30 protein-coding genes are annotated in these 26770 nt (G+C 64.3%); 15 read left to right on the plus strand and 15 right to left on the minus strand.

Annotated features, from left to right (window positions below; translation table 11 throughout):
• The first annotated feature begins 10 nt into the window (after positions 1-10).
• Positions 11-802: a fumarylacetoacetate hydrolase family protein gene (locus HXX15_RS10175; RefSeq protein ID WP_296515664.1), complete on the plus strand. Its 792-nt coding sequence runs from the start codon at positions 11-13 to the stop codon at positions 800-802.
• 8 nt (positions 803-810) lie between these two features.
• Here the strand turns inward: HXX15_RS10175 and HXX15_RS10180 are convergent, their stop codons facing one another.
• Positions 811-1215 carry a PaaI family thioesterase gene (locus HXX15_RS10180; RefSeq protein ID WP_296515667.1) on the minus strand — a complete coding sequence of 135 codons (405 nt, stop codon included), beginning with the start codon at positions 1213-1215 and terminating at the stop codon, positions 811-813.
• An 86-nt stretch (positions 1216-1301) separates the two neighbouring features.
• Positions 1302-1586, minus strand: a complete 285-nt coding sequence (locus HXX15_RS10185) for a GNAT family N-acetyltransferase (protein ID WP_296515670.1) — start codon at positions 1584-1586, stop codon at positions 1302-1304.
• A 121-nt stretch (positions 1587-1707) separates the two neighbouring features.
• Here HXX15_RS10185 and HXX15_RS10190 point away from each other — a divergent pair, with 121 nt between their 5' ends.
• Positions 1708-2664, plus strand: a complete 957-nt coding sequence (locus HXX15_RS10190) for a tetratricopeptide repeat protein (protein WP_296515672.1) — start codon at positions 1708-1710, stop codon at positions 2662-2664.
• A 10-nt stretch (positions 2665-2674) separates the two neighbouring features.
• On the opposite strand, the gene HXX15_RS10195 is transcribed toward HXX15_RS10190, so the two are convergent.
• Positions 2675-3199, minus strand: coding sequence for a DUF3828 domain-containing protein (locus HXX15_RS10195; RefSeq protein WP_296515675.1), 525 nt, complete (start codon positions 3197-3199; stop codon positions 2675-2677).
• A 146-nt stretch (positions 3200-3345) separates the two neighbouring features.
• Between HXX15_RS10195 and HXX15_RS10200 the strand changes: the two genes are divergently transcribed.
• The 3 genes from HXX15_RS10200 to HXX15_RS10210 are packed head-to-tail and all read left to right on the plus strand — an operon-like array spanning position 3346 to position 4176.
• Positions 3346-3474 carry a hypothetical protein gene (locus tag HXX15_RS10200; RefSeq protein ID WP_296515678.1) on the plus strand — a complete coding sequence of 43 codons (129 nt, stop codon included), beginning with the start codon at positions 3346-3348 and terminating at the stop codon, positions 3472-3474.
• Between the two features lie 28 nt (positions 3475-3502).
• Positions 3503-3811: a DUF433 domain-containing protein gene (locus HXX15_RS10205; protein WP_296515681.1), complete on the plus strand. Its 309-nt coding sequence runs from the start codon at positions 3503-3505 to the stop codon at positions 3809-3811.
• A gap of 2 nt (positions 3812-3813) precedes the next feature.
• Positions 3814-4176: a DUF5615 family PIN-like protein gene (locus HXX15_RS10210; RefSeq protein WP_296515683.1), complete on the plus strand. Its 363-nt coding sequence runs from the start codon at positions 3814-3816 to the stop codon at positions 4174-4176.
• 46 nt (positions 4177-4222) lie between these two features.
• On the opposite strand, the gene HXX15_RS10215 is transcribed toward HXX15_RS10210, so the two are convergent.
• The 5 genes from HXX15_RS10215 to HXX15_RS10235 form a co-directional block, all read right to left on the minus strand.
• Positions 4223-5077 carry a restriction endonuclease gene (locus HXX15_RS10215; protein ID WP_296515686.1) on the minus strand — a complete coding sequence of 285 codons (855 nt, stop codon included), beginning with the start codon at positions 5075-5077 and terminating at the stop codon, positions 4223-4225.
• A gap of 256 nt (positions 5078-5333) precedes the next feature.
• On the minus strand, positions 5334-5549 hold the full coding sequence (locus HXX15_RS10220) for a hypothetical protein (RefSeq protein WP_296515689.1): 216 nt from the start codon (positions 5547-5549) through the stop codon (positions 5334-5336).
• Positions 5546-5869, minus strand: coding sequence for a DUF4258 domain-containing protein (locus HXX15_RS10225; RefSeq protein ID WP_296515691.1), 324 nt, complete (start codon positions 5867-5869; stop codon positions 5546-5548). Before HXX15_RS10225 ends, HXX15_RS10220 begins: the two co-directional genes overlap by 4 nt.
• A 6-nt stretch (positions 5870-5875) precedes the next feature.
• Positions 5876-9001 carry an excinuclease ABC subunit UvrA gene (gene uvrA, locus HXX15_RS10230; RefSeq protein WP_296515694.1) on the minus strand — a complete coding sequence of 1042 codons (3126 nt, stop codon included), beginning with the start codon at positions 8999-9001 and terminating at the stop codon, positions 5876-5878.
• Positions 9002-9394: 393 nt separating this feature from the next.
• Entirely contained in the window at positions 9395-10144 is a 750-nt protein-coding gene (locus tag HXX15_RS10235; RefSeq protein ID WP_296515697.1) for an outer membrane beta-barrel protein, read from the minus strand.
• Between the two features lie 484 nt (positions 10145-10628).
• Between HXX15_RS10235 and HXX15_RS10240 the strand changes: the two genes are divergently transcribed.
• Entirely contained in the window at positions 10629-11120 is a 492-nt protein-coding gene (locus HXX15_RS10240; RefSeq protein ID WP_296515700.1) for a single-stranded DNA-binding protein, read from the plus strand.
• Positions 11121-11239: 119 nt separating this feature from the next.
• On the opposite strand, the gene mazG is transcribed toward HXX15_RS10240, so the two are convergent.
• A complete protein-coding gene (gene mazG, locus HXX15_RS10245) occupies positions 11240-12067 on the minus strand; it encodes a nucleoside triphosphate pyrophosphohydrolase (protein WP_296515704.1) in 828 nt (275 codons plus the stop codon).
• A 131-nt stretch (positions 12068-12198) separates the two neighbouring features.
• On the opposite strand from mazG, the gene queC reads away from it, so the two are divergent.
• Positions 12199-12915 (plus strand): 7-cyano-7-deazaguanine synthase QueC, encoded by a 717-nt coding sequence (gene queC / locus HXX15_RS10250; RefSeq protein ID WP_296515706.1) that lies wholly within the window; start codon positions 12199-12201, stop codon positions 12913-12915.
• On the opposite strand, the gene HXX15_RS10255 is transcribed toward queC, so the two are convergent.
• Positions 12912-13136: a DUF3222 family protein gene (locus tag HXX15_RS10255; RefSeq protein WP_296515709.1), complete on the minus strand. Its 225-nt coding sequence runs from the start codon at positions 13134-13136 to the stop codon at positions 12912-12914. The genes queC and HXX15_RS10255 overlap by 4 nt on opposite strands.
• A gap of 289 nt (positions 13137-13425) precedes the next feature.
• On the opposite strand from HXX15_RS10255, the gene HXX15_RS10260 reads away from it, so the two are divergent.
• Positions 13426-14694, plus strand: a complete 1269-nt coding sequence (locus HXX15_RS10260) for a serine hydrolase (RefSeq protein WP_296515712.1) — start codon at positions 13426-13428, stop codon at positions 14692-14694.
• Positions 14695-14715: 21 nt separating this feature from the next.
• On the opposite strand, the gene HXX15_RS10265 is transcribed toward HXX15_RS10260, so the two are convergent.
• Genes HXX15_RS10265 through nthA form a run of 3 tightly spaced genes read right to left on the minus strand, consistent with a single transcriptional unit; the run spans position 14716 to position 16372 of the window.
• Complete coding sequence (locus HXX15_RS10265; RefSeq protein WP_296515714.1) at positions 14716-15102, minus strand: nitrile hydratase accessory protein; 387 nt, start codon at positions 15100-15102, stop codon at positions 14716-14718.
• Positions 15102-15758 carry a nitrile hydratase subunit beta gene (gene nthB / locus HXX15_RS10270; protein WP_296515717.1) on the minus strand — a complete coding sequence of 219 codons (657 nt, stop codon included), beginning with the start codon at positions 15756-15758 and terminating at the stop codon, positions 15102-15104. Before nthB ends, HXX15_RS10265 begins: the two co-directional genes overlap by 1 nt.
• Positions 15758-16372, minus strand: a complete 615-nt coding sequence (gene nthA, locus HXX15_RS10275) for a nitrile hydratase subunit alpha (RefSeq protein WP_296515719.1) — start codon at positions 16370-16372, stop codon at positions 15758-15760. The genes nthB and nthA overlap by 1 nt, the downstream gene beginning before the upstream one ends.
• A gap of 61 nt (positions 16373-16433) precedes the next feature.
• Between nthA and HXX15_RS10280 the strand changes: the two genes are divergently transcribed.
• The 3 genes from HXX15_RS10280 to HXX15_RS10290 all read left to right on the plus strand — a co-directional run bounded on the left by HXX15_RS10280 (position 16434) and on the right by HXX15_RS10290 (position 18413).
• The gene (locus HXX15_RS10280; protein WP_296515722.1) at positions 16434-17171 is read left to right on the plus strand and encodes a hypothetical protein; all 738 of its coding nucleotides are present in this window, start codon (positions 16434-16436) and stop codon (positions 17169-17171) included.
• Between the two features lie 67 nt (positions 17172-17238).
• Positions 17239-18045: an enoyl-CoA hydratase/isomerase family protein gene (locus HXX15_RS10285; RefSeq protein WP_296515724.1), complete on the plus strand. Its 807-nt coding sequence runs from the start codon at positions 17239-17241 to the stop codon at positions 18043-18045.
• A 47-nt stretch (positions 18046-18092) separates the two neighbouring features.
• Positions 18093-18413 (plus strand): YdhR family protein, encoded by a 321-nt coding sequence (locus HXX15_RS10290; protein ID WP_296515727.1) that lies wholly within the window; start codon positions 18093-18095, stop codon positions 18411-18413.
• Between the two features lie 3 nt (positions 18414-18416).
• On the opposite strand, the gene HXX15_RS10295 is transcribed toward HXX15_RS10290, so the two are convergent.
• On the minus strand, positions 18417-20513 hold the full coding sequence (locus tag HXX15_RS10295; RefSeq protein ID WP_296515729.1) for an ATP-dependent helicase: 2097 nt from the start codon (positions 20511-20513) through the stop codon (positions 18417-18419).
• Positions 20514-20754: 241 nt separating this feature from the next.
• Here HXX15_RS10295 and HXX15_RS10300 point away from each other — a divergent pair, with 241 nt between their 5' ends.
• Positions 20755-21252, plus strand: coding sequence for a collagen-like protein (locus tag HXX15_RS10300; protein ID WP_296515731.1), 498 nt, complete (start codon positions 20755-20757; stop codon positions 21250-21252).
• A 254-nt stretch (positions 21253-21506) separates the two neighbouring features.
• On the opposite strand, the gene HXX15_RS10305 is transcribed toward HXX15_RS10300, so the two are convergent.
• A complete protein-coding gene (locus tag HXX15_RS10305) occupies positions 21507-21809 on the minus strand; it encodes a hypothetical protein (RefSeq protein ID WP_296516972.1) in 303 nt (100 codons plus the stop codon).
• On the opposite strand from HXX15_RS10305, the gene HXX15_RS10310 reads away from it, so the two are divergent.
• From HXX15_RS10310 to HXX15_RS10320, 3 genes are all read left to right on the plus strand, one after another.
• A complete protein-coding gene (locus tag HXX15_RS10310; RefSeq protein WP_296515733.1) occupies positions 21742-22761 on the plus strand; it encodes a TRAP transporter substrate-binding protein in 1020 nt (339 codons plus the stop codon). The genes HXX15_RS10305 and HXX15_RS10310 overlap by 68 nt on opposite strands.
• Before the next feature lie 9 nt (positions 22762-22770).
• Positions 22771-24657 (plus strand): TRAP transporter large permease subunit, encoded by a 1887-nt coding sequence (locus HXX15_RS10315; RefSeq protein WP_296515735.1) that lies wholly within the window; start codon positions 22771-22773, stop codon positions 24655-24657.
• Between the two features lie 70 nt (positions 24658-24727).
• Entirely contained in the window at positions 24728-26377 is a 1650-nt protein-coding gene (locus HXX15_RS10320) for an acyl-CoA synthetase (protein ID WP_296515738.1), read from the plus strand.
• Positions 26378-26770: the final 393 nt, after the last annotated feature.

Below are 26770 nucleotides of genomic sequence, written 5' to 3' on the forward strand. Positions count from 1 at the left end.
GAGAACGCCGATGACGACTATCGACCGCAGAACCCTATTGGCCACCGGCGCGCTGGCGCTGGCCGGCGCCGCGACGCAGAGCCCGCCCGCCGCAGCGCAGGCCGGACCGAAGACGATCTTCCCGCTCGGCCAGACCACGATTCCGATCGTCGGCGAGACTGACGTATTTCCGGTCCGCCGGATCTATTGCATCGGCCGCAACTACGCGGCGCATGCACGCGAGATGGGCTCCGACCCGACGCGGGAGCCGCCGTTCTTCTTCCAGAAGCCGACCGACGCGATCCAGAACGTTGCGATCGGCGCGGTCGCCGATCATCCCTATCCGTCGCTGACCAAGAACTATCACTACGAAGTCGAGCTGGTCGCAGCGCTGAAATCCGGCGGCACGAATATTGCGATCGAGCAGGCGCTCGATCACGTCTACGGCTATGCGCTCGGACTCGACATGACCCGGCGCGACCTGCAGCGCGCGATGGGCGACGAGAAGAAGCCGTGGGAAATCGGCAAGAGTTTCGATCACGCCGCGGTGCTGGGGCCGATCCATCCGGTCGCCAAGACCGGGCATCTCACCAAGGGCGCGATCTCGCTGGCGGTGAACGGCACCGTCAAACAGAACTCCGACCTGCGGAACATGATGTGGAGCGTCGCCGAGCAGATTGCGAAACTCTCGGAGGCGTTCGAATTGAAGGCCGGCGACATCATCTATTCCGGCACGCCGGAAAACGTCGGCCCAGTGGTGAAGGGCGACGTGTTGTTGTGCAAGCTGGAGGGCCTGCCGGACATGTCGATCCGGATCGTCTGAGCCGGCGCTCAGGCCTCGAAGATCCGAAACACCGACCCGGTGGTGACCAACAGCTTGTCGCCGGCGAAGGCTTCTGCATCGACGAAGGCGAGGCTGCGGGTCAGTTTCTTGATGATGACGCGGCCGTCGATCCAGCCGCCGGGCGGCACCGTGGAAATGAATCGGGTATCCAGCGAAACAGTGGCGCATTTGCGCTGCGTGGCGATCACCACCGCAAAGCCGAGGACGGTGTCGAGAAACGCCAGCACCGCGCCGCCATGCAGAACGCCATTGGGATTGCCGTGCCGGACATCGCTCTGGAAGCCGAAATCATACTGGCCGGCGGCGTCCTTGCGCCAGAAGTACGGGCCGTTGTGATGGATGAAGCCGCTGCCGATTTCGAACGGCTGAAATCCCTCCGGTACGTCGGTCATTGCTGGATTGTCCCCAAGGTACTGCGCCAGGCGCAAGCGATGCCACACCGAATTCGCCGTGGCAACGGCGCAAGGCCGTTCGGCGGCTATCCGGCCAGATCGGCATATTCCGGGTGGGCGTCGAGATAATCGACGACGAAGCTGCAGCCGGCGACCACCTTGAGCCGCTCGGCGCGGATCAGCTCGAGCGCGCCCTTGACCAGCTGCGAGGCGACGCCGCGGCCGCGCAGGCTCGGCGGCGTCTCGGTATGGGTAATGATCACACGGTCGGCGGCGCGGCGATAATTCGCAAAGGCGGTGGCGCCCTCGACAGCAAGCTCGAAACGGCTTAGCGCCTTGTTGTCGCGAACCTCTGACATGGCAATGGGCATGATGTCTTCCGATCGGTCTTTCGCATGGGCCGGTCACGCTCTACGTGTCGGGAAAGTGTAGAGCGAATGAACCCGGCAGCGTCAACGGGTGACAAAGCAAGGAGAATCGGGGTTCGAAACCATGCGACCATTGCCCAGCCTGATGCCGTGCCTGACTGCGTCGATCATGGTGGCGATGGCGCTGCTGGCGATGCCGTGCGCGGCCGCGGCGGAGGACAGCCCGGCGTGGCAAAGCTGCGTCGGCACCGCGACGCCGCCGCCGCAACGGGTGTCGGCCTGCACCACGGTGATCAAGACCAAGACCGAGACCGGTAACCGGCTCGCCGCGGCCTATTGCAACCGCGGCCACGGCCTGACCGAACAGCGCGAGCTCGATCGCGCGCTGGCCGATCTCGACGAGGCGGTCCGGATCGATCCCGACTACGCCTGCGCCTACAGCAATCGCGGCCGGGTCCATGCCTTCAAGCGCGACCTCGACCGCGCCATCGCCGACTATGACCAGGCGATCCGGATCAATCCCGACTTCGCGCTCGCCTACAACAACCGCGGGGACGCCTATGTCGGCAAGGGCGAGACCGAGCGGGCGCTGGCCGATTTCGACAAGGCGATCGAGCTCGATCCGCAGCTGGCGATCGCCTATGGCAATCGCGGTTTTCTGTATTATCGCCGCCACGACAACGCCCGCGCCATCGCCGACTACACCGCACAGATCGGGCTGCGGCCGAGCCTGCTCGCCTATATCAACCGCGGCAACGCCTATCGCGATTCCGAGCAGCTCGACCGCGCCGCCGCCGACTACGCCGAAGTGATCCGGCTGGCGCCCGAGGACGCCCGCGGCTGGCGCAATCGCGGCTTGATCCGGCTGTTCCAGGGCGACGCCAAGGGCGGGCTCGCCGACTACGACAAGGCGCTGCAATTCGATCCGGCCGACGTCGATTCCTGGAACAATCGCGGCCAGGCCAAATTGCGGCTCGGCGACCGTAAGGGCGCGATCGCCGATTTCCGCAAGGCGCTGGCGCTGCGCCCGGACCTCGAGATCGCGCGCGCCAGCCTGCGCCGGCTCGGCGCCAAGCCGTAGCGCGCGGGGGTCAGCTCTTCAGCGCGGCCCTGAGGATGTCCCGAATCGACCACGGCTTGCCCTCGACGCTGCCGCGGATGTCATCGATCCGCCAGTGCCCGCCGTCGCGGACGAAGTCGTAGCGCACGATCGCATCGGCCGGGTTGTTGCGCTTGGCTCCTTCGATCAGCGTGACCGCGAGCGTCGCCGTGCCGCTGTCCTTGCTCTCGACCTTGACCGAGACCGACTTGATGCCGGGGTCCTGCGAATTGCTCACCGGGTCGAAGTCGATCGGCCCGGCATCGCCCTTCGGGGTGCGCGCCTCGGCCTGCAGCCACAGCGCGGCGAAGGATTTCGACAGAACTTTCGCGCGCGCCGCCGGCACGTTGGCGAAGTCGCCGCCGCGATTGTCGTCCTTGATCGCCTTGTCGTAGAGCGCGGTGACGATGGCGACCGGATCGTTGGCGGCTGGCGCGGCGACAGCGGGCAGGGCGAGAGCGGTGGCCGCAAGGATCGTGGCGGCGCCGGTGACGGCAAAGCTTCGGCGGGTGAGCATAACAGACCTCAATTCAGCAGACGCGCGAGCCGGACCCTGGCGATCCGGATCGAGCGTTGGCGCGGCAGCGGCCGATTGATGGTATGACATCTGACCGCGTCGCGCCAACGCCGCCGACGCACCCGATTCAGCGACAGGAGGCCGCCATGGCCAACGAAAAAGGCCCCAACGTCAAGAAGAAGCAGAAGTGCAAGAATTGCGAAGGCAAGGGCCTGTTGAAGAAGGGCGACAAGGTGGTGAAGTGCCAGCGGTGTCACGGCACGGGGCTAAGGTAAGGGGCATCGCACGCCAGTCGCGTAGCCGGTGCTGGCTCAGCGCCGCGAGCGTGGCAAGGCCCCGAAAAACATGCTATCAACGTTGCAGCTTCAACGTCGCCTTCAAAAGGCCGCCATGCCGCACGAACGCATCGAGATCAATCCGGAGATCATGGGCGGCAAGCCGGTCGTGCGGGGCACGCGCGTTCCGGTCGAATTGATCCTGCGCAAGCTCGGCGCGGGTCTGTCAGCCGCGGATATCCTCGCTGACCACCCGCGGCTGACCCAAGACGATATTTTGGCGGCGCAAGCCTTTGCCGCCGACTATCTCGCCGACGAAGACGTGATCTACGGCTGAGCATGCGCTGGCTCGGAGATGAGTGCGTCTCCGCATCGCTGGTGATGGCGCTGCGTGCGGATGGCCATGACGTACTTTACATTGCTGAAATGGCGGCGGGTTTGAGCGATGCCGAAGTGATTGGATTGGCTTTGCACGAGCGACGACTGCTGCTGACCGAGGACAAGGATTTCGGCGATCTGGTCGTTCGGCAAGGTCGTTCGGTTCCGGGCGTCGTGCTGATACGAATCGATTCAGCGAAGCCGTCATTGAAGGCAACGCGACTTGCAGCAGCGATCGCACACTTTGGCGAAGGTTTGTTTGGTCGCTATTTGGTGATCGAGGAAGGGCGGTTGCGGGCGCGCCTGTTGAGCAATGCAGGATGAACGCAGCTCTATCGGCGGAATATGCTTCCCTATTCCGCCCTACGCTCTAAAGCGAAGCGAAAGAATCCGGATCAACGATAATAGATTCAATAACCTCTATCCTGACGCCTATCCGCAACGATTTAAGCAGATCGCACAACGCGTCTCCGTCGACAAGATCGATCGCTGGCGCGCCATCACGAGTAGCTTCCTTCCGGGCGTCAGCAGTGAATGTTCCTGTTGTTATGATTAGGCCTTTGTCAGCACGTCCCACCATCGCTCCTCGAAAATCGCGCACAGTAGACGAACCGACCGAACCCCGATAACGTTTTGACTGGAAGAGCACCTGGAAGGAGAGCAGATTAAGTCTGAGAACGCCCGTCCCGTCGATACCGCCGTCGCCACTTCTCCCTGTTACTTCAACTTTAACAAAGCCAGACTCCCGCAAAACTCGTTGGCAAAGTCGCTCAAAGGTACTTGGTTCGATTCTCAACAGTATTTCGAGCAATCGCTCCTTCCACGAAAGATCGACCTCTGCGATACCTTCTTCGTCTTGTTCGTCATCCGGCTCCGTATCAACAATAGCAGCAATTCGAGCCTGCCGATTCTGCTGCTGAACCTGATACTTTATCTCATTAATTTGCTCATCGGACATTTCGTACCCAGCAGGCGTAAGGTGCCACACACCACGCTCCGAATTGTCCAATGCGCCGCCCTTCTTGAGGTAAGTGCGCGCCCATGCAAGTCGATAGCTAAATTCGGTACGGGGTCCGTCACCGTGCGGCTGCGCGCGCTCTTCATCAGAGAGACCGCTCTCAATCGCGACGGCTTCCTCCAATTCGTCGATGGTTGCGGAACCACCTCGCGAACGCAGAGCGTGAACAACGGGAACAAAAAAAGTGTGAAAGGATGGAAATGCCATAAGTTGCCCCAAAGTTAAATCTCACTCCGCCGCCTCGTCCGCCTTCCGCTTCTTCTTCGCTGCACCCGCGGCCTTCGCCAGCACCGGCGCCAGGAATTTGCCCGTGTAGCTCCTCGGCGCCTTGACGATGTCTTCCGGGGGGCCCCAGGCGACGATTTCGCCGCCGCCCGTCGCCGCCTTCGGGGCCGAGGTCGATCACCCGGTCGGCGGTCTTGATGACTTCCATTCAATCTCGACCGGGTTCATGATACGCACATCACTCCGCGGCGACCGGGGTCAGTTCGAACACGCGTCCGTATTTTGCCGCTTCCGCCAGGTCGCCACGACGCAGCGCGGCGCGGGCGGCTTCGAGCTTATGGACGTCCACCGGCGACAAATAGGGCGACCATGCGGTGTCATCCTCGATCAATTCGACCTGGATTTCGGCGCAGTATCGACCTTCATGGATGAATTCTTTCGACACACGTGTCATCGCGGCCTCCGCTGCATGAAGTCCGCGGACCATCGTCGCGGATCGGGTCGATACGCCGTCACCAGAATGGCCGGACGGCCGTTGGCCTTGGGTATACCCCACATCACATGAACAGGACCATCGCGATCGGACTGCAGAGTCAGGACGGACGGTTCTTTGCGGCTATCGGGATAGTCCTCAACCAGAACCGCCGCCATGACGCCGGCAATCACTTCCTCCGCAGAAATACCATCATTCGCGAGTTCGCGGAAGCCGTGCCGGGAGACGATATAGTCGCCCGCTGACACGAGAGATTGCACACTGCGAAGCGTCTCGCTCACGAGTCCTCACTCCGCCGCCTCATCCGCCTTCCGCTTCTTCCGCCCCGCGCCCGCCGCCTTCGCCAGCACCGGCGCCAGAAACTTGCCCGTGTAGCTGCGCGGCGCCTTGACGATGTCTTCCGGGGGGCCCCAGGCGACGATTTCGCCGCCGCCGTCGCCGCCTTCGGGGCCGAGGTCGATCACCCAGTCTGCCGTCTTGATGACTTCGAGATTGTGCTCGATCACCACCACGGTGTTGCCCTGCGCCACCAGCTCATGCAGCACCTCCAAGAGCTTGGCGACGTCGTGGAAGTGCAGGCCGGTGGTCGGCTCGTCGAGGATGTAGAGCGTGCGGCCGGTGGCGCGCTTGCTCAGCTCCTTGGCGAGCTTGACGCGCTGGGCTTCGCCGCCTGAGAGAGTCGTCGCCTGCTGGCCGACATGGATGTAGTCAAGGCCGACGCGGTGCAGGGTCTTGAAGGTTTCGCGGACGCGCGGCACCGCCTTGAAGAAGTCGGCGGCTTCTTCCACCGTCATGTCGAGCACGTCGGCGATCGACTTGCCTTTGAACAGCACTTCCAGCGTCTCGCGGTTGTAGCGTTTGCCCTTGCAGGTGTCGCAGGTGACGTAGACGTCGGGCAGAAAGTGCATCTCGATCTTGATGACGCCGTCGCCCTGGCAGGCCTCGCAGCGGCCGCCCTTGACGTTGAAGGAGAAGCGGCCGGGCTCGTAGCCGCGCGCTTTCGATTCCGGCAGGCCGGCGAACCATTCGCGGATCGGGGTGAAAGCGCCCGTATAGGTCGCGGGGTTACTGCGCGGGGTGCGGCCGATCGGCGACTGGTCGATGTCGATGATCTTGTCGATATGCTCCAGCCCCTCGATGCGGTCGTGCGGCGCGGCGCCTTCGCTGGCATTGTTGAGCTTGCGGGCGATCGCCTTGTAAAGCGTATCGATCAGCAGCGTCGACTTGCCGCCGCCGGAGACGCCGGTGACGCAGGTGAACAGGCCGAGCGGGATTTCCGCCGAGACGTTCTTCAGATTGTTGCCGCGGGCGTTGATCACCTTGATGGTGCGGCGATGGTTCGGCGGCCGCCGCTCCGGCACCGGCACCGACAATTCGCCGGTGAGATATTTGCCGGTCAGCGATTTCGGATTCGCCATCACCTCGCGCGGCGTGCCTTGCGCCACGATATGGCCGCCATGGGTGCCGGCGCCGGGGCCGACATCGACGACGTAGTCGGCGGCCAGCACCGCGTCCTCGTCATGCTCGACCACGATCACGGTGTTGCCAAGATCGCGCAGCCGCCGCAGCGTGTCGAGCAGCCGGGCATTGTCGCGCTGGTGCAGGCCGATCGAGGGTTCGTCCAGCACATAGAGCACGCCGGTGAGGCCGCTGCCGATCTGCGAGGCGAGGCGAATCCGCTGGCTCTCGCCGCCCGACAGCGTGCCGGCGGCGCGCGCCAGGGTCAGGTAGTTGAGGCCGACGTCGAGCAGGAAGGACAGCCGGTCGCGGATCTCTTTGAGGATGCGGACGGCGATCTCGTTCTGCTGCTTGTTGAGCGCCTTCGGCACCTGCTCGAACCATTCGCCGGCGCGGCGCACCGACAATTCGGAGACTTCGCCGATATGCTTGCCGCCGATTTTCACGCACAGCGCCTCCGGCTTCAGCCGGAAGCCGGAGCAGGCCGCGCAGGGGACGTCGGAGAAGTATTTGCCGAGCTCCTCGCGTGCCCATTCGCTTTCGGTCTCGCGGAAGCGGCGCTCGATATTGGTGACGACGCCCTCGAACGGCTTCTTGGTGTCGTAGGAGCGGACGCCGTCCTCATAGGAGAACTTGATCTCGTCGTCGCCGGAGCCATGCAGCAGCGCGGTCTGCACCTTCTTGGGCAGATCCTTCCACTTGGTATCGAGGGTGAATTTGTAGAATTTGCCGAGCGCGGTCAGGGTCTGGATGTAATAGGGCGACGACGACTTCGCCCACGGCGCGATCGCGCCCTTGCGCAGCGTCAGCTCCTTGTCGGGCACCACCAGATCGGCGTCGATATGCTGTTCGATGCCGAGACCGCCGCAGGCCGGGCATGCGCCATAGGGGTTGTTGAAGGAGAACAGCCGCGGCTCGATTTCCGGAATGGTGAAGCCCGACACCGGGCAGGCGAATTTCTCCGAGAACAGGATGCGCTCGGGCCCGGACTTGTCGTGGATTTTTGCGACCTTCCTGGCCGACGATTCATCCTTGGCTGCGGCGTGAACGGCCTCACCCTTCGAGACGGCGCTTCGCGCCTCCTCAGGGTGAGGGGCGGCGGCTCGCTTGCCTCTGGATCGCGGCGCCTGTCCCTCATCCTGAGGAGCGCCCGCAGGGCGCGTCTCGAAGGATGAGGCCACCGGCGCCGCTGCTGCCGGCGCATCGGCATATTCGATCACCGCCAGGCCTTCGGCGAGCTTCAGCGCGGTCTCGAAGCTTTCGGCGAGGCGCTGGCCGATATCGGGACGGACCACGATGCGGTCGACCACGACGTCGATGTCGTGCGGGAATTTCTTGTCCAGCACCGGGGCTTCGGCGAGCTCGTGAAACGCGCCGTCGATCTTGACCCGTTGAAAACCCTTCTTCAGATAGTCGGCGAGTTCCTTGCGGTACTCGCCCTTGCGGCCGCGCACCACCGGGGCCAGCAGATAGAGGCGGGTGCCTTCCGGCAGCGCCAGCACGCGGTCGACCATCTGCGACACGGTCTGGCTCTCGATCGGCAGGCCGGTCGCCGGCGAGTAGGGCACGCCGACGCGGGCCCACAGCAGTCGCATGTAGTCGTAGATCTCGGTGACGGTGCCGACGGTGGAGCGCGGGTTCTTCGAGGTGGTCTTCTGCTCGATCGAGATCGCCGGCGACAGCCCGTCGATCTGGTCGACGTCGGGCTTCTGCATCATCTCCAGGAATTGCCTGGCATAGGCCGACAGCGATTCGACGTAGCGGCGCTGGCCCTCGGCATAGATGGTGTCGAACGCGAGCGAGGATTTTCCGGAGCCGGACAGGCCGGTGAACACCACCAGCTTGTCGCGCGGGATTTCCAGATCGACGTTCTTGAGATTGTGCTCGCGGGCGCCGCGGATCGTGATCGCGCGCAACGAGGTCTGCTGACGCTTCGCCTTGATGACTTCGTCCATGACGGATTCCCAGACGCGAGAGGCGCGCCGCATTCGGGCGCGCATCGCCGGATTCACCGGGGCTGACGCCAGTTGGCTGAACCTGGAACATAGGAAGAACGCCGGGTGATTTCCAGTCCCGCGTGGCGGCCATCAACGGTTTCTTGGCCAAGGCGCGGGTTGACGCGCTCAGGCGCAAAAAAGGCCGGCGCGAAGCCGGCCTCCTGCAATCGGTCGGCTCAGACCGGGGTCAGTAACGCGCGACCACCGGACCGCCCCGGCGATAGTTGATGCGTGCGGTTGCCAATGCGGGCATCGGCAGACGACGACAACGACAACAAAAATACGAACACGAAAAAGGCCGGCGCGAAGCCGGCCTCTCGTAGCTCAAGGAGCGCTCAGGTCAGACGAAGATCAATACTTCGCGACGACCGGGCCACCCCAACGATAGTTGATGCGGGCAGTGACGAGATCGACGTCCTGCTTGATACGATCGACCGTGGTCGCCGGCGAGGTGAACGTGATGTCACGCGAACCGAGGAACATGTGATCGTATTCAACCGCGAACGACCAGTTCGGGGTGAAGCCGTATTCGAAGCCGGTACCGACAGCTGCACCCCAACGGGTTTCGCCCGCGGTGCCAGTCACCGCCGCCGCACCAGTCACCCGATAGTCATACTTGTCGTGGGCCACTGCCGCACCGCCCTTGACGTAGAGCAGCGCGTTGTTCCAAGCGTAACCGACCCGACCGGTAAAGAGGCCGAGACCATCGATCTTCGACTGGTTGGTGAAGCGGCCGTCGAACAAGCTGACATTGGTGCCCTTCAAGTCGGCCCAATCGCCCTGAGCTTCCAAGCCGAACACCCAAGAACCCATCTGCCAATTATAGCCGATCTGACCGCCAGCCACGGCGCCGTCGGCATCATGGCAACCTTCGCTAACATTCACTGCCAAGCGCGCAGCGGCCGTACCCGAGTAATCCCAGCACTTGCGGCTCGTTCCCCAACCGCCGTTGGCACCAATATAGAACCCGCTCCAGTCGTAGACCGCGGCGACATAGGCCGGTGCCTTAGTGTAGGCGCGGGCGGGAAGGTCAGCGGCAACCGCAGGAGCAGCAACACCCAATGCAATCAAACCAACAGTTCCCAGCAAAAACTTTTTCATCGTCGTGTCTCCAGTGTCCGTCCGCTTCAGGAATTCCGGAGCAGTTACTCGGCAACGCGAGCGCCCGTTCCTCGAATTTGTAATCAGACTATACCCGCGATTCCCGCAAAAGGCCGTCACCCAAAAGCAACACTCGCCGAGGAAGTGAAACGCCGGGAACTTAATGATTTATTTAGCATATTAGCGGGCGCCCGGATTGGACTACGCGACATTGGCCGCGTCCCGGACGCGAAAACGGGTTGCGGTTGCCAGCAAAATACATGTCCGTACCGCGATTTAGGTGTTGATCGTGAACAAAACTGGAACATAATTGATCTGATCCTGTGTGGATAACGCGGCACGATAGCCTCGCGCGCCGGCCAGAACGTATAGCGTCCGCCCGGATGGTTTCGGCGGGTCAATCTCGGCATCGCGCGCAGCGGGCGCCCGGCAGATTGGCATGCGAATCTGATTTGGTATCTGATTTCGACAGTGGAGAGTGGTGATGGCGGGAAGTGTGAACAAGGTGATTCTGATCGGCAATCTCGGGGCCGATCCGGAAATCAAGCGGACTCAGGACGGGCGGCCGATCGCCAATCTGCGGATCGCAACCTCGGAAACCTGGCGCGACAAGAACACCGGCGAACGCAAGGAAAAGACCGAGTGGCACCGCGTCGTGATCTTCAGCGAGGGGCTGTGCAAGATTGCCGAGCAGTACCTCAAGAAGGGCGCCAAGGTTTACATCGAGGGCCAGTTGCAGACCCGGAAATGGACCGACAAGGACAATATCGAGCGCTATTCCACCGAGGTGGTGCTGCAAGGGTTCAATTCGACGCTGACCATGCTCGACGGCAAGGGCGGTGGCGGCAGCAGTTTCGGACCCGATGATTCCGCCGGCGGCGATTTCGGCTCCGGCAGCCCGTCGGCCGCAGCGCCCCGGCGCGCTGTCGCGGCCACCAGCCGCAGCAACGATATGGACGACGACATTCCCTTCTGAGGGGGCCGAAATCGCTTTGCGGGACCGACCGTCGATCTCGCAAACTGGATGAGCTTATTGCGCTAAGCCGTTTGGCAGGCGAAAATCATCTCGCTGACGATGACAACGAGGCGGCGGAGTCAGTCCGCCGCCTCGTTGCGTTTGGCCTCGTTCCATAGCGCGTCCATTTCCGGCAACGAGGCGGCTTCCAGCGCGCGGCCCTGCGACGCCAGCTGCCGTTCGATATAGCTAAACCGCCTTTCGAATTTCTGGTTGGTGCCGCGCAGCGCCGTTTCCGGATCGGCGCCGACGTGCCGGGCGAGATTGACCAGCGCGAACATCAGGTCGCCGGTCTCGGCGGCGACTTCGGCGTGGTCGCCGCGATCGAGCGCGGCCTCGATCTCGTCCGCTTCCTCGCGAATCTTGCTCAGCACCTCGCGCGGATCGTTCCAGTCGAACCCGACGCTGGACGCCTTGCGTTGCAATTCCATCGCCCGGCTCAGCGCCGGCTGCCCGGGTTTGACGCCGGCCAGCACCGAGTCGGCCAGCGCCGGTACCGGCTCCGACCGGCGCGCGGCGCGCTCGGCCTTTTCCTCGGCCTTGATCCGGTCCCAGACGCCTTCGACATGGGCCGGCGCGATCCGGCCCTCGCTGTCCGGGAAGACGTGGGGGTGGCGCCGGATCATCTTGGCGGTGATCGCCTCGACCACATCGCCGAACGAAAACGCCGCGCGCTCTTCGGCGATCCGGGCGTGGAACACCACCTGCAGCAACAGGTCGCCGAGTTCGTCGCGCAGATCGTCGAGATCGTTGCGGGAAATCGCTTCGGCGACCTCGAAGGCTTCCTCGATGGTGTAGGGCGCGATCGAGGCGAAATCCTGCTCGATGTCCCACGGGCAGCCGGTGCCGGGGGTGCGCAGCTGCGCCATGATCTCGAGCAGTCGAGCGATATCGCGGGAAGGGGTCATGCTGCCTCGGCTGTGACGCGGGTACCGGTCCCCTATGCCGCAACCCGGGGCGGCGGCCCAGCGAAAACCGCAACGGCGCTCTCGCCGCACGGCCATTTGCGGCAACCGCCGGCGGTGCTATGGCCAGCTGCATGACTGAGGCTTTTCACGATCAAACCGCGCTGGTGCTGTTTTCCGGCGGACAGGATTCGGCGACCTGCCTGGCCTGGGCCTTGTCGCAGTTTGCGCGCGTCGAAATGCTCGGCTTCGATTACGGCCAGCGCCACGCCATCGAACTCGATTGCCGGGCCCGGCTGATCGATCGCTTGAAAGCGATCAACTCAGCCTGGGCGGCCAAACTCGGCGACAGCCATACGCTGGCGATTCCGACGCTCTGCGTGATCTCCGATACCGCGCTGACCCGCGACGTCGCGATCGCGATGGGCGCCGACGGCTTGCCCAACACCTTCGTCCCCGGCCGCAATCTGATCTTCCTCACCTTCGCCGCAGCGCTGGCGTATCGGCGCGGCATCTCCGCGATCGTCGGGGGAATGTGCGAGACCGACTATTCGGGCTATCCGGATTGCCGCGACGACACCATCCGGGCGCTCAACCACGCGCTCGATCTCGGCATGGCGCGGAAGTTCGAATTGCTGACGCCGCTGATGTGGCGCGACAAGGCCGCGACCTGGCAGCTGGCGCATGACCTTGGCGGCACCGCGCTGGTCGACCTGATCCGCGAGCACTCGCACACCTGCTATCTCGGCGAGCGCGGCGCGCGGCACGACTGGGGCTACGGCTGCGGGCAATGCCCGGCGTGCCAGTTGCGCGCCAAAGGCTGGCGGCAATATGCCGCCGCGGCCGGCTAGACGCTGTGTAGCCGCGGCTTCGCCAACACGCGATGAGCGATCACCACCGCGCAGTCGGGCTTGTGCTTGATTTCGTCGCCGGTCTGCAGCCAGGGCACCGAGGCATCGCAAATCTTGCAATGATTGCGAGCCCCGCCATCTTCCTCTGAGACGATTTCGATGGCCGTCTTCACCAATGCGACGGCGATCTTCTGGATGTCTTCGGCGGAGGTTTCGGTCATGGCTATGTTCCGTAATCTTCGAGGAGCTTCGTGCAGGCCAAGAACAAGATCAAGAACAGAATACTGACGCCGTTCCAGCCGTCTTGCAACGGACCACAACGGTGGCCGACTGCCCACAAAGAACGAGACCCCCTGGTCCCGGAAGCGAGCCGCTCCGCATGGATACCGATCCGGTGATGTGGTAGCCTTTCGGTTGTCGGTCCACACCTCGATCGGATCACCGCATTCCTTGGCTGAACCAACGGGTGTCATGGCGACGTCGGCGTATTTCCTCTTCGGTTCGGTCGCAATGCAGCGGGTCGGTCGGATGGCGTTTGCGGCTGTCCTCGCGATCTGGACCCAGGGGACTGCGGACTGCCGGGCCAGCGACGCCGCCGTCCCGTCGGCGAGCAAGCTCCAGCGCATCACCGACTATTTCAATCACGAGGTCGCTGCCGGGAAATTGCCCGGCGCGACGGTCCTGATCCAGCAGCATGGCAAGCCGGTCTATCTGAAATGTTTCGGGGTTCGCGACGTCGCAACCAAAGCCGCGACGACTCCCGACACGATCTTTGCGCTGCATTCGATGACCAAACCGATCACCAGCGTCGCGGCGATGATGCTGATCGATAAAGGCAAGCTGGCGCTGGCCGATCCGGTGGCGAAATTCATCCCGGCGTTCGCCGACCTCAAGGTCGGCATCGAATCTGTCGCTGCAAACGGCAAGCCCGTTCTCAAGCTGGTGCCGCCGAACCGGCCGGTGACCATCGACGATCTGCTGCGGCACACCTCGGGCATCACCTACGAATATATCGGCGGCGAGCTGATCAAGAAAGCATACGAAGACGGGCACATTTTCGACGGCCCATTCGACAACCGGATATTCGCCGAGCGGATCGCGCAATTGCCGCTAGCGCGGCAGCCAGGGACGCTGTGGCGCTACGGCCACTCGACCGACGTGCTCGGCCGCGTCATCGAGATCGTCTCCGGCCAGACGCTGTATCAATTCGAGCGCGAGCGCATCTTCGATCCGCTCGGCATGACCAGCACCAAATACACGCTGGAGAGCACCGACGAACGCGCGCGGATGGCGGAGCCGTTGCCGGGCGACACCATCTTGAAACAGTCCGAGGCGCTGCGCCGCGCTCACCCGGAATGGCAGTCCGGCGGCGGCGGTCTGGTCTCGACGCTCACCGACTACGCGCGCTTTGCGCAGATGATCCTCGAGGGCGGACAACTCGACGGCAAGCGTTACCTGAGCGCAGCTGCGTTCAAGGCGATGACCACCGACCATATCGGGCCCGGCTCCGGTGTCGAACGAGATTATTTCTATTTTCCGGGCGACGGCTTCGGGTTCGGCTACGGCTTCGCGGTGCGGACCGATCCGGGCGAGGCCAAACCGCCGCCGCCGGGTTCGATCGGCGAGTTGAAATGGGACGGCGGCAGCGGCACCTACTTCGGCGTCGATCCGAAACTGGATATGATTTACATCCTGATGCAGCAGACCCAAAACGAACGCGGACGCATCACCCCGGCCTTCAAGCAACTGGTCTATGACGCGTTTGCCGCGACCGATTGAAGCGATCGGCTAAGGTCGCGGCTATCTTTCAAAATCTTCCGGCTTGAGTTCGATCGGCTTGCCGTGCGGGGTGCGATCGGCGGCATGGTTCCAGGCATCGCGATAGCGATGCAGGGTCTCGGCACTAGCGACGCCCTTGTCGGCGACCAGCCGTTCCAGCGTCGCCAGCCAGCGCTGGTAGTAGGTCTCGCCGCTGTCGGGATCGCCGGCCGCTTGCGCGCGCTTGATCTCGGCCGCTAGCGCCGTCGCCCATTCGCTCCAGCTGAACACGCCGCGTTGATGCAACGCCAACGCCAGCGCAAACGCATGGGCTTCCCACGGCGCGCGGAACACCGGGCCGCCATCGTCGCGTGGCAAGCCGCGCAGGGCGTTCGTGGCTTCAGCCGCGGCTTGCGCGTCGAGCGCCATCACGCCCGCTCCAGATAGGGTTCCCAGGCATCCACCGAGACCGTCGCCGATGCATCGCCGTCCGCGCCCCACAATTCCCGTCCGTCGAACACGACGGTGTAGAGCCATTGCGGATCTTCGCCGGCGCCACTGGCGTTGCTGTCGGCGAACACATGCGCGCCATGCACCAGTTCGATCACACCAAGATGGCCGCGGACATAGCGCGGCAGCCGCGTGTGGGTCGGCGGATGAAGATCCTTGGTCCGCACCCGATCGCCGATCGCGAACCGGGCAGGGTGGCTAGCCGCGCGCGCCGTCGGCGCCCCCCTGCGCAGCATCGGCGTCACGTCAGCCGCGGTTAGCACCGGCACGGCCTTGCGAGGATGCAGCGGGCGCGCCGCCGCGATCTCGTCGGCCGTCACCAGTTCGCGCTCGGCCATCAGCCGCTCCAGCCCGGCCAGCCAGATCTCGAAATAGCTCTTCGACAGATAGTCCTGCGGCGGGCGGTTTTCGCGGGCGAAGCGCGACATGTCGATGTTCCAGCCGCCGGGCCGCGCCATCGCCAGCGTCAACGCGAAGGCGCGGCGCTCCCATTCGGCGTGAAACCACGGCTCGTTCGGCTCAGGCACCACCGGACCGAAACCTGCGACGCCGCCCATGTCATGCGCGCCGTCCATCAGCCGGCCTCCGGCGCGTTCGGCAACCCGGTGCCGATCATGCTGTCGCGGGTGACGAGGTCGGCGAGCTGTTGTTCGCTCCAGCCTTCGGTGCCTTTGGGCCGCATCGGGATCACCAGATAGCGAATTTCCGCGGTGGAATCCCAGACCCGGATGGCGGTGTCGTCCGGCAGCGTCACGCCGAAATCGGCGAGCACGCCGCGCGGCTCCTTCACCGCGCGCGACCGGTATGGCGCTGATTTGTACCACACCGGCGGCAGCCCCAGCACCGGCCATGGATAGCAAGAGCACAACGTGCAGACGACCATGTTGTGCGTCGTCTCGGTGTTCTCGACCGCGACGATGTGCTCGCCCTGGCGTCCCTCGTAGCCGAGCTCGGCAATCGCGGCGGTGGCGTCGGTGAACAGTCGGGCGCGATAGGCCGGGTCCACCCAGGCCTTCGCCACCACGGCCGCGCCGTTGCGTGGGCCGACCTTGGTCTCATAGGTCTCGATCAACAGGTCGAGCGCGGCGGGGTCGACATAGCCATTTTCGGTCAGCACGGATTCCAATGCGCGGACCCGCAACTCGGTCTCCGACAGTTCGGAATGGTCGTGGTCGTGATGATCGGTCATGAGTTGAGGATAGCTGCAATTTTGTTGGGATGTCGAGCCGGGACTCTGCTAGCGTTTCGGCATGAATTCGAAGTTGATCCGCGCGCCCGGACTCATTGGCGCGATCCTGACGGTCGCGGCGTTGCTGCTCCCCGGCGCTGCCTGGGCGGCAAATGGCGCCTATGCGGTCGATGCCGCCGATATTTCGGAAGTCGGCTCCTGCAAGCTGGAGAGCTGGATTTCGACCGCCACCAACACCGATTTTTCAGCGGTCGCCAATCCGTCCTGTGTGGTCAATATCGGCAGGCCGGTCGAACTGACTTTGCAGGCCAACCGCGCGCGCAGCGATGGCGACTGGAGCACCACATTGTCGCCGAAGGCCAAGACCGTGCTGGTGCCGACCGGGATCGGGAAGTTCGGTTTCTCGTTCGAGGCCGGCGGCTCGTTCGACGCGCAGAGCGGCGACAACACCGTGGTGTTCGCGGTGGTGCCGGCGACCTATCGGCTGTCCGAGGTGATGCGCTTCAATATCAACGCCGGCTGGCTGTGGGACCGCAGCGTCGATCAACACTATCTGAGCTACGGTCTCGGCTTCGACTGGAAGTTTACCGACACGCTGCAATTCACCATCGAAGGCTACGGGCTCGCCGGCGCTACCGAATTTTCCAGCGTCAATCGCCCGCGCGTGCAGTCCGGGGTCCGCTATCGGCCCAACGAAATCTTTTCGGTCGACCTGATCGTCGGCCACAACATCACCGGCAATGGTGGCAACTGGATCACGCTCGGCACCACGGTGCGGTTTCCCGAAGCTTTCAAATAGCGCGGTTGGCGCGGCCGGCGAATTCGTCCTACAGATGCTCCCAATCAACAAGCGGGAGGCGAGGGCGTTGGCGGATTTTGTGAAGACCGAAAAAGGCCTCGGCCCCGAGGGTCGCATCGCGGTGGTGCGGTTCGATCGCGGCGACGGCATCAACGCGCTGTCGCCGGAGGCGTTGCGCCAGCTCACCGACGCTGCGCGCAGCTTCGAGGACGACGGCGACACTTCGGTGGTGGTACTGACCGGCGGCGCCAAGGCGTTCAGCGCCGGTTTCGATCTGAAGGACACCGAAGGCCGGACCCGCGCCACCATGGATCTCGGGGCGTTGCGCCGGCACCTGAAACTCGGGCCGCGGCTGACCCGCGCCTGGCAGGAGATGGAGCAGATCACCATCGGGGCGATCGAGGGATTTTGCGTCGGCGGCGGTGTCGCGCTGGCGGTGGCGCTGGATTTCCGGGTGATGGCGCGCGACGCCCATCTGCGGGTGCCGGAGATCGGGCTCGGCATGAACATGAGCTGGCAGAGCGTTCCAAGGATGCTGCATCTGATCGGACCGGCGCGCACCAAGCAGGCGGTCATTCTGGCCGATGAGCGGATCGGCGCCGCGCAGGCCTACGAATGGGGGCTGGTCGAGCAGATCGCCGAGCCCGGGGAGGCGTTCGCGACCGCGATGGCGCTCGCCGCCAAGGTCGCGGCGCAGCCGCCGATCTCAGTGGCGATGACCAAGCTCACCGTCAACCGGCTGGCGCATGCGCTCGACGATCTGGCCAGCCACATGGACCTCGACCAGTTCGCACTGGCCGGCATGACCGAGGACCACAAGGAAGGCGTCGCGGCGTTTTTGGAACGGCGCAAGCCGAGGTTCCGCGGCAAGTGACACGCGGCGCGCTTGGCGATTAAGTCGACATCAAACAGGAGGCTTCGATGATCACCACCATTGTGCAATTTCACATGGCGACGCCGATCAGTCTGGAGGAGGCGACCCGCCGCTTCGAGAGCAGCGCGCCGAAGTACCAGAACCTGCCGGGGCTGATCCGGAAGTACTACATCCGCTCCGAGGATGGCCGCAGCGCCGGCGGCGTCTATCTGTGGGAAAGCCGGCAGGCCGCCGAGGCGGTCTATGGCGGCGAATGGCGGGCGCGGGTGGCGCAGCTCTACGGCGCCGAGCCGGTGATCGCCTGGTTCGACACGCCGGTGATCGTCGACAATCAATCCGGTGGAACCATCACAGTGGATGCCGCCTGAAAGCTACCGCCACATCCCGCGCATCCGCGCGCCGATGTCGATCCGCGGCCCCTGCCGCGCCGCGATGGTTTCGGCTGTCGCCGGCGGCCAGCTGACGCGCTCGAACAGGTTCAATAGCCGGTCGGGAATGAAGCGGCTGCGCGAGCCGTAGACGTGGCGGTCGCCCTGGGCGTTCTGGCCGTGGGTGAAAAATCGTTGCGGCACCACCAGATGCAGATCGTCCTTGGCGCGGGTCATCGCCACATAGAGCAGGCGGCGCTCCTCCTCGATTTCGGCCGAGGTGCCGGTGCCGAGATCGGAAGGCATGCAACCGTCGACCACGTTGAGCACATACACCGACTTCCATTCCTGGCCCTTGGCGGAATGGATCGTGGACAGGATCAGATAGTCCTCGTCGAGCAACGGCACCCCGGCCTGATCCGAGGTGGCGTCCGGCGGGTCCAGCGTCAGCTCCGTCAGAAAGCGTTCGCGCGACGGATAGCCGCCAGCGATCTGCTCGAGCTGGATCAGGTCGGCGCGACGGGTCGCTGCGTCCTCATGGATGCGGTCGAGTTGCGGCTCGTACCACAGCCGCACGCGCTCCATCTCCGCCGGCCAGCCGCCGCTGCCGGCGCGCAGCTCGATCACCGTTTCGATGAATGCGCGCCAGTCGTCGCCGGCGCGCGGCGGCGCCGGTGCGCGGGCGAGGGCTGCGATCGGATCGGCGGCCGCGTCGATGAAATCCAGCGCGCGTTGCGCCGAGGTCGGGCCGACGCCCTGCATCAATTGCATCAGGCGAAAGCCGGCGACGCGGTCGCGCGGATTCTGCACGAAGCGCAGCAGCGCCAGCATGTCCTTGATATGCGCGGCGTCGAGGAATTTCAGCCCGCCGAATTTGACGAACGGGATATTGCGGCGGGTCAGCTCGATCTCCAAGGGACCGGAATGCGACGAGGTGCGGAACAGCACCGCCTGCTGTTTCAGCGTCGAGCCGCCCTCGCGGTTGTCAAGAATCCGCTCGACGATGTAGCGCGCCTGATCGGCCTCGTCGCGTACCCCGACCAGTTGCGGACGCGCGCCCGACGTCCGGTCGGTCCACAGATTCTTGGTGAAACGCTCGGCTGCCAGATCGATCACACCATTGGCGGCGGCAAGAATGGGTTGGGTCGAACGATAGTTGCGGTCCAGCGTGACGATGCGGGCAGGCGGGCTGAACTGCTGTGGGAAATCCAGAATGTTGCGCACCGTGGCGGCGCGGAACGAATAGATCGACTGGGCGTCGTCGCCGACCACGGTGAGGCCAATCCCGCCCGGCTTCAGCGCCAGCAGGATCGAGGATTGCAGTCGGTTGGTGTCCTGATATTCGTCGACCAGCACGTGGTCGAACCGACCGCCGATGTCGGCGGCCAGCGCCGGCTCCGCCATGGTCTGCGCCCAGTACAGCAGCAGGTCGTCGTAATCGAGCACGTTCTGGCGCTGCTTGGCTTCGACATAGCCGGCGAACAGCGCCTTAAGTTCGGCCGACCAGCCGGCGCACCACGGAAACGCAGCGCCCAGCACCTGATCCAGTTCGGTCTCGGCGTTGACGCAGCGCGAATAGATCGAGAGGCAGGTGCCCTTGGTTGGGAACCGGCTCTCGGTTCTGGAGAAGCCGAGGTCGTGGCGCACCAGATTGATCAGGTCGGCGGAATCCTCGCGGTCGTGGATGGTGAATGCCTGATCGAGTCCGATCTGCTCGGCATGCTCGCGCAGCAGCCGCGCGCCAATGCCGTGAAAGGTGCCGGCCCAGCTTAGCGCGCTGGTCATCACGCCGGCGCTATCGCCCATCACCTTGCGGGCAATTCGTTCGACCCGGCGCGTCATTTCGGCCGCGGCGCGGCGCGAGAATGTCATCAGCAGAATGCGTCGCGGATCGGCGCCGTTGACCAGCAGATGCGCGACGCGATGCGCCAGCGTGTTGGTCTTGCCGGACCCGGCGCCGGCGATCACCAGCAGCGGGCAGGCGGCCGCAATGCCGACGCCATGCTCGACGGCCAGCCGCTGCTCGGGATTGAGGCCGTCCAGATAGGTTGCGGGCAAGGACAAAAGCGGCGCCTGTGTGATGGGTCCTGCACGGTCCATGATTCCTGCTTTGTTCGCAATGCCGATCACGGCTCGGCAGGCACGCCGAGATGGCGATCGGTACGGTGACGTCCATTCCCGGATCGAAAACTCTCGTGTTAGGCTGCGCCCACTTTGGGTCCGTTCGACCCAAAGGAGGTCGCCAGTCTGGCCGTCATCGAATCGGAATAACAACGACGCGACACGCGTCGAAATGAACCGACGCCACACGCGTCGACTTGAAATGAGAGGGCTCCGCGCAATGAAGAAACGAGCAGTTCTGGTCGGGTTCGCGAGTTTGGTCATGATCTCCGGCGCCGCGATGGCGCTCGACCTCACCACCGTCGCCATCGATGCCGGCAAGCTGATCATCGCCGGCACTACGACCAAGGCCAATCAGGAGGTCGAACTCGTCAACACTGGCGACAAGGTGAAGAGCGCCGGGAACAAGAAATTCCGGTTCTCGCTGTCCTACCTGCCCGAGACCTGCAAGCTCGATCTCAAAGCCGAAACCGAAACGCTGAAGGACCGACTGGTGGCCAATTGCGCGCCGCGCGGTCCTAAGGGCGAGGCGGGCGCTACGGGGCCCGCTGGTCCTGCCGGCCCGGCCGGTCCCGCCGGTCCTAAGGGAGACACCGGAGCCGCAGGCCCGGCCGGCGTGGCCGGCCCCGCAGGCCCGAAGGGCGACACCGGCCCGGCCGGGCCAGCAGGTCCCAAGGGTGACGCGGGCCCGAAGGGCGAGCCCGGCCCTAAAGGTTAGCCTCGAGGGTCAGCGCCAAAGGTCCGCGTATCGCCCCGCGGCCTGACGGCCAGCCTCTCTCATACGCCCGACAGCAAATCGGCCCGAGCTAGCAAGCTCGGGCCGATCTCACTTGAACAGGAGAGTCGCGCTTGCAGGAATGCTCCGAGCGCCGAGGAAATGGGGACATACTCGGATATCCTCGATTCGCATAAGGTATATTATGGAATATTTTATTCCATCCAATGAAACAATGACTTGTCGGACTTTCCCAATCAACACTCACGTGGGATGACCGCGCCGAGCTGCTGAAGGCCGAGCTCGACATCGTCGTCTGCGGTCAGCTGGCGGCGCTCGCAGCGGCGGCGCGATCGCGGCCGATTGACCGGCGCATCCTTTGGTCGAAGCTGCCTGAAATCGCTTGACCGCAGCCGCATTGGATGATGACCAAAGACGAGTTGTTTTATCGGGTCGATCGCACAACAAGAAAACGTTGCAGGGAGAATCAGGATGAGCGTTTCGCGTCGGACATTGTTGAAGGCATCGGCGGCAGCGACCGTCATCGGCGGCGGCGGCATGCCCTGGGTGGCCCGCGCGCAGCAGGCCGAGTTCAGCTACAAATACGCCAACAACCTGCCCGACACCCATCCGATGAACGTCCGCGCCAGGGAGATGTCGGCGGCGATCAAGACCGAGACCAACGGCCGGGTCGATATCGCGATTTTCCCGAGCAACCAGCTCGGCTCCGACACCGACATGCTGAGCCAGATCCGCTCCGGCGGCGTCGAGTTCTTCACGCTGTCCGGCCTGATCCTGGCGACGCTGGTGCCGGCGGCATCGATCAACGGCATCGGTTTCGCATTCCCGGACTACGACACGGTGTGGAAGGCGATGGACGGCGAGCTCGGCGCCTATGTGCGCGGCGAGATCGGCAAGGCCAATCTGGTGGTGATGGACAAGATCTGGGACAATGGTTTCCGCCAGACCACCTCGTCGACCAAGCCGATCAACGGCCCGGAGGATTTCAAGGGCTTCAAGATCCGGGTGCCGGTGTCGCCGCTGTGGACCTCGATGTTCAAGGCATTCGACGCCTCCCCCGCCTCGATCAATTTCAGCGAAGTGTATTCGGCGCTGCAGACCAAGGTGGTCGAGGGCCAGGAGAATCCGCTGGCGATCATCTCCACCGCGAAGCTGTACGAAGTGCAGAAATACTGCTCGCTGACCAATCACATGTGGGACGGGTTCTGGTTCCTCGCCAACAAGCGCGCCTGGGAGAAGCTGCCGGACGACCTCCGCGCCATCGTCGCCAAGAACATCAACGCCGCGGGCCTGAAGCAGCGTGGCGACGTCGCCAAGCTGAATGCCGGGCTGCAGACGGATCTGGCCGGCAAGGGGCTGATCTTCAATCAGCCGGTGGTGGCGCCGTTCCGCGAGAAGCTGCGTGCGGCCGGGTTCTATGCCGAGTGGAAAGGCAAATACGGCGATGAGGCCTGGGCCCTGCTCGAGAAGTCCGTGGGCAAGCTGGCCTAGCAGCTGAACATGGATCACGCCGACGCTTCGCAACCGGCGGCCGGCGCAGAGACGCTGCATCCTTTGCGCCGCAGATCCATGATCGGCCTGCTGGAAGATTGGCTCGGGGTCCTGGTTGAGGTCCCCGCCGCCGTGCTGGTGGTCGCGGAAATCGCCGTGCTGTTTGCCGGCGTGGTGTCGCGCTATGGCTTCCATCGTCCGCTGATCTGGTCGGACGAACTGGCCTCGATCCTGTTCCTGTGGCTGGCGATGCTCGGCGCCGTGGTAGCGTTCCGCCGCGGCGAGCACATGCGGATGACCGCGCTGGTGGCCAACGCCCGGCCGCGCCGGCGGGCGTTCTTCGACGTGGTGGCGACCTGCGCGGCGCTGGCCTTCCTGCTGATGATCGCCTGGCCCGCCGTGGACTACGCCTATGAGGAAACCTTCATCACCACGCCGGCGCTGCAGCTGTCCAATGTCTGGCGCGCCGCGGCGCTGCCGGTCGGCATCGGCTTGATGGCGCTGTTCGCGCTGCTGCGGCTGGCGCGGACCGGCAATCTGCGCTTCGTGCTCGGCGCAACGCTGACGGTGGCGCTGCTGATCGGCGCGTTCTGGCTGGCGCAGCCCTGGCTGCGGCCGCTCGGGAACATCAATCTGGTGATCTTTTTCGTCGGCGTCGCCGGCGCCTGCGTGTTCGCCGGGGTGCCGATCGCGTTCGGCTTTGGCCTGGCGATCTACGGCTATCTGGCGCTGACCACGCATACGCCGCTGATGGTGCTGGTCGGTCGGATCGACGAGGGCATGAGCCATCTGATCCTGCTGGCGGTGCCGCTGTTCGTGTTCCTTGGCCTGTTGATCGAGATGACCGGTATGGCGCGGGCGATGGTGGCGTTCCTCGCCAGCCTGCTCGGCCATGTCCGCGGCGGCCTTCACTACGTGCTGGTCGGCGCGATGTATCTGGTGTCCGGCATTTCCGGCTCCAAGGCCGCCGACATGGCGGCGGTGGCGCCGGTGCTGTTTCCGGAGATGAAGAGCCGCGGCGCCAGGCCGGGCGATCTGGTCGCCCTGCTCGCCGCCACCGGCGCGCAGACCGAAACCATACCGCCGAGCCTAGTGCTGATCACCATCGGCTCGGTCACCGGGGTGTCGATCGCCGCTTTGTTTACCGGTGGCTTGTTACCGGGCGTGGTGCTGGCGATCACGCTGTGCGCGCTGGTGTGGTGGCGCTACCGCGACGAGAACCTCAGCCATGTCACCAAGGCGAGCGGCGGCGAGGTCCTGAAAACCTTGATCATCGCCCTGCCCGCATTGGCCTTGCCGTTCGTCATCCGCGCCGCCGTCGTTGAGGGCATCGCCACCGCGACCGAGGTCTCGACCATCGGCATTGTCTATTCGCTGGCCGCGGGGCTGTTGATCTACCGCCAGTTCAGCTGGCGGCGGTTGATGCCGATGCTGGTGGAGACCGCCAGCCTGTCCGGCGCGATCCTGTTGATCATCGGCACCGCGACCGGGATGGCGTGGGGGCTGACCCAGTCCGGTTTCTCCAAGGCCCTGGCGACGGCGATGACCGGCCTGCCCGGCGGCCCGCCGACCTTCCTGGCGGTGTCGATCGTCGCCTTCACCATCCTCGGCAGCGTGCTCGAAGGTATTCCCGCGATCGTGCTGTTCGGGCCGCTGTTGTTTCCGATCGCTCGCGCGGTCGGGATTCACGAGGTCCACTACGCGATGGTGATCATTCTGGCGATGGGCATCGGATTGTTCGCGCCGCCGTTCGGAGTCGGCTATTATGCCGCCTGCGCGATCGGCCGGGTCGATCCGGCGGAAGGTATCCGCCCGATCTGGGGCTACATGCTGGCGCTGATGATCGGCCTGATCATCGTCGCGGCGTTTCCCTGGATCTCGATCGGCTTCCTGTAGCGCGCTGGCCGAAAACGCCAAACGAGTCGAAAAGGCTCCCGCAATCTCTTGAAGTAAAAAGGCAATCGTCATGAGCACCGCGCAAGGGCACTACAGCATCGGGCTGGACAAGACGCCGGCGAATTTCGTGCCGCTGTCGCCGCTGAGCTTCCTCGAGCGCACCGCCAACATCTATCCGAACCACACCAGCACGGTCTATGAGGGCCGGCGCTTCACCTGGGCGGAGACCCGCGACCGCTGCCGCCGCTTCGCCTCCTGGCTGGTCCGTCGCGGTATCGGCCGCGGCGATACCGTCGCGGCGATGCTGCCCAACATCCCGGCGATGAACGAGGCCCATTTCGCGGTGCCGATGGCCGGCGCGGTGCTGAACGCGCTCAACATCCGGCTCGACGCCGCCTCGATCGCGTTCCAGCTCGATCATGGCGGCGCCAAGATCATTCTGGTCGATCCGGAATTCTCAGCGGTGATCGCCGAGGCGCTGACCGTGATGCATGGACCGAAGCCGCTGGTGATCGACGTCGACGACGCGGCGTTCCCCGGCGGCAAGCGGATCGGCGAACTCGAATATGAATATGCGGTCGCGGCCGGCGATCCGGGCTTCGCCGGCATCCGGCCGCAGGACGAATGGGACGCCATCGCGCTCGGCTACACCTCGGGCACCACCGGCAATCCCAAGGGCGTGGTGACGCATCACCGCGGCGCCTATCTCAACGCCGTCAGCAATATCCTCGCCGCCAATCTCGGCCCGCACCCGGTCTATCTCTGGACCCTGCCGATGTTCCACTGCAACGGCTGGTGCTTCCCCTGGACCCTCGCCGCCGCGGCCGGCGTTAATGTCTGCCTGCGCAAGGTCGATCCGGCCAAGATCTTCGAGCTGATCGTCAAGCACGGCGTCACCCACATGGCCGGCGCGCCGATTGTCTACAACACCCTAATCAACGCCCCCGACGCGCCGAAGGCCGGCAAGTCGCGGCCGGTGGTCGGTCTGATCGCCGGCGCCGCCCCACCCGTGGCGGTGCTGGCGGGCGCCGAAACCATCGGCATCAAGCTGACCCATGTCTACGGCCTGACCGAGGTCTACGGCCCGGCCTCGGTCTGCGCCGAGCAGCCCGGCTGGGACGACCTGCCGGCCGCCGAACGGGCGCAGCTGAAGCGCCGGCAGGGTGTGCCCTACCCTTTGCAGGAAGCCGTCACGGTGCTCGATCCCGAAACGATGCAGGAAGTGCCGCGCGACGGCGAGACCATCGGCGAGGTGATGTTCCGCGGCAATATCGTGATGAAGGGCTACCTGAAGAACGAGAAGGCCACCAAGGAAGCGCTCGCCGACGGCTGGTTTCACACCGGCGATCTCGGCGTGTTGGACCAGCACGGCTACGTCATCATCAAGGACCGCTCCAAGGACATCATCATCTCCGGCGGCGAGAACGTCTCGTCGGTCGAGGTCGAGGACATCCTCTACAAGCACCCGGCGATCCTGTTCGCCGCGGTGGTGGCGAAGCCCGATCCGAAATGGGGCGAAGTGCCCTGCGCCTTCATCGAACTGAAGGAAGGCGCTCACGCCACCGAGGCCGAGATCATCGCCTATTGCCGCGAGCACATGCCGGGCTTCAAGACTCCGAAGGTGGTGGTGTTCTCGGCGATCCCGAAAACCTCGACCGGCAAGATCCAGAAATTCATGCTGCGCGACCAGGTGAAATCGGCGAAGGCGATTTCGGATTAGAGCATGATCCCGAGCGGCGGACCGGCCCGGCGGAGCGACTCGCCAATTGGGAGCGACCCGCCCGCGCTGCGGCCCGGGCCTACGGGCTGCCCAACAGATGCAGCGCAGTCGATCTGGCTGCGCGGAGCAAGCGACGCGCCGTCTTCTCGTTGGGAGCGGCTCTTGCAAGGGTCAAACCGCCGACGCACAAGGCTGCGACAGCGAGCGCCTTCGCTTGAACTTGCTTTGAGGGTCCCTTCAGCGACCGGCGAATGCTGAAGACCAATGCGTCGAGGATCTGCTGATAGGTATTCTTGATCGATTGCGCGCCACGTGCGGCAGTTTCGGCTTGAGTGACAAGCGGACAGGATCGCTCGATTTCCTTGCAATGGCGGTCGCTGAGGTAGGCATTGA

The sequence above is a fragment of the Rhodopseudomonas sp. genome (genome assembly GCF_013377015.1).
Classification (GTDB): Bacteria; Pseudomonadota; Alphaproteobacteria; order Rhizobiales; family Xanthobacteraceae; genus JARJEH01.

Bases quoted from the DNA above. Each gene is read 5' to 3' on its own strand.
- HXX15_RS10240 (WP_296515700.1), top strand. From the start codon at position 10,629: ATGGCGGGAAGTGTGAACAAGGTGATTCTGATCGGCAATCTCGGGGCC.
- HXX15_RS10190 (WP_296515672.1), top strand. From the start codon at position 1,708: ATGCGACCATTGCCCAGCCTGATGCCGTGCCTGACTGCGTCGATCATG.
- HXX15_RS10305 (WP_296516972.1), bottom strand. From the start codon at position 21,809: ATGCCGCCGCCGCCGATGACGGTCGCTGCCGCCGATGCCTTCAACAAT.
- HXX15_RS10260 (WP_296515712.1), top strand. From the start codon at position 13,426: ATGCAGCGGGTCGGTCGGATGGCGTTTGCGGCTGTCCTCGCGATCTGG.
- HXX15_RS10185 (WP_296515670.1), bottom strand. From the start codon at position 1,586: ATGCCCATTGCCATGTCAGAGGTTCGCGACAACAAGGCGCTAAGCCGT.
- HXX15_RS10255 (WP_296515709.1), bottom strand. From the start codon at position 13,136: ATGACCGAAACCTCCGCCGAAGACATCCAGAAGATCGCCGTCGCATTG.
- HXX15_RS10210 (WP_296515683.1), top strand. From the start codon at position 3,814: ATGCGCTGGCTCGGAGATGAGTGCGTCTCCGCATCGCTGGTGATGGCG.
- HXX15_RS10265 (WP_296515714.1), bottom strand. From the start codon at position 15,102: ATGGCGCTCGACGCGCAAGCCGCGGCTGAAGCCACGAACGCCCTGCGC.
- HXX15_RS10290 (WP_296515727.1), top strand. From the start codon at position 18,093: ATGATCACCACCATTGTGCAATTTCACATGGCGACGCCGATCAGTCTG.
- HXX15_RS10300 (WP_296515731.1), top strand. From the start codon at position 20,755: ATGAAGAAACGAGCAGTTCTGGTCGGGTTCGCGAGTTTGGTCATGATC.
- HXX15_RS10310 (WP_296515733.1), top strand. From the start codon at position 21,742: ATGAGCGTTTCGCGTCGGACATTGTTGAAGGCATCGGCGGCAGCGACC.
- HXX15_RS10295 (WP_296515729.1), bottom strand. From the start codon at position 20,513: ATGGACCGTGCAGGACCCATCACACAGGCGCCGCTTTTGTCCTTGCCC.
- HXX15_RS10235 (WP_296515697.1), bottom strand. From the start codon at position 10,144: ATGAAAAAGTTTTTGCTGGGAACTGTTGGTTTGATTGCATTGGGTGTT.
- nthB (WP_296515717.1), bottom strand. From the start codon at position 15,758: ATGGACGGCGCGCATGACATGGGCGGCGTCGCAGGTTTCGGTCCGGTG.
- queC (WP_296515706.1), top strand. From the start codon at position 12,199: ATGACTGAGGCTTTTCACGATCAAACCGCGCTGGTGCTGTTTTCCGGC.
- HXX15_RS10180 (WP_296515667.1), bottom strand. From the start codon at position 1,215: ATGACCGACGTACCGGAGGGATTTCAGCCGTTCGAAATCGGCAGCGGC.
- HXX15_RS10320 (WP_296515738.1), top strand. From the start codon at position 24,728: ATGAGCACCGCGCAAGGGCACTACAGCATCGGGCTGGACAAGACGCCG.
- HXX15_RS10280 (WP_296515722.1), top strand. From the start codon at position 16,434: ATGAATTCGAAGTTGATCCGCGCGCCCGGACTCATTGGCGCGATCCTG.
- HXX15_RS10215 (WP_296515686.1), bottom strand. From the start codon at position 5,077: ATGGCATTTCCATCCTTTCACACTTTTTTTGTTCCCGTTGTTCACGCT.
- HXX15_RS10315 (WP_296515735.1), top strand. From the start codon at position 22,771: ATGGATCACGCCGACGCTTCGCAACCGGCGGCCGGCGCAGAGACGCTG.
- HXX15_RS10175 (WP_296515664.1), top strand. From the start codon at position 11: ATGACGACTATCGACCGCAGAACCCTATTGGCCACCGGCGCGCTGGCG.
- mazG (WP_296515704.1), bottom strand. From the start codon at position 12,067: ATGACCCCTTCCCGCGATATCGCTCGACTGCTCGAGATCATGGCGCAG.
- nthA (WP_296515719.1), bottom strand. From the start codon at position 16,372: ATGACCGATCATCACGACCACGACCATTCCGAACTGTCGGAGACCGAG.
- HXX15_RS10195 (WP_296515675.1), bottom strand. From the start codon at position 3,199: ATGCTCACCCGCCGAAGCTTTGCCGTCACCGGCGCCGCCACGATCCTT.
- HXX15_RS10200 (WP_296515678.1), top strand. From the start codon at position 3,346: ATGGCCAACGAAAAAGGCCCCAACGTCAAGAAGAAGCAGAAGTGCAAG.
- uvrA (WP_296515694.1), bottom strand. From the start codon at position 9,001: ATGGACGAAGTCATCAAGGCGAAGCGTCAGCAGACCTCGTTGCGCGCG.
- HXX15_RS10220 (WP_296515689.1), bottom strand. From the start codon at position 5,549: ATGACACGTGTGTCGAAAGAATTCATCCATGAAGGTCGATACTGCGCC.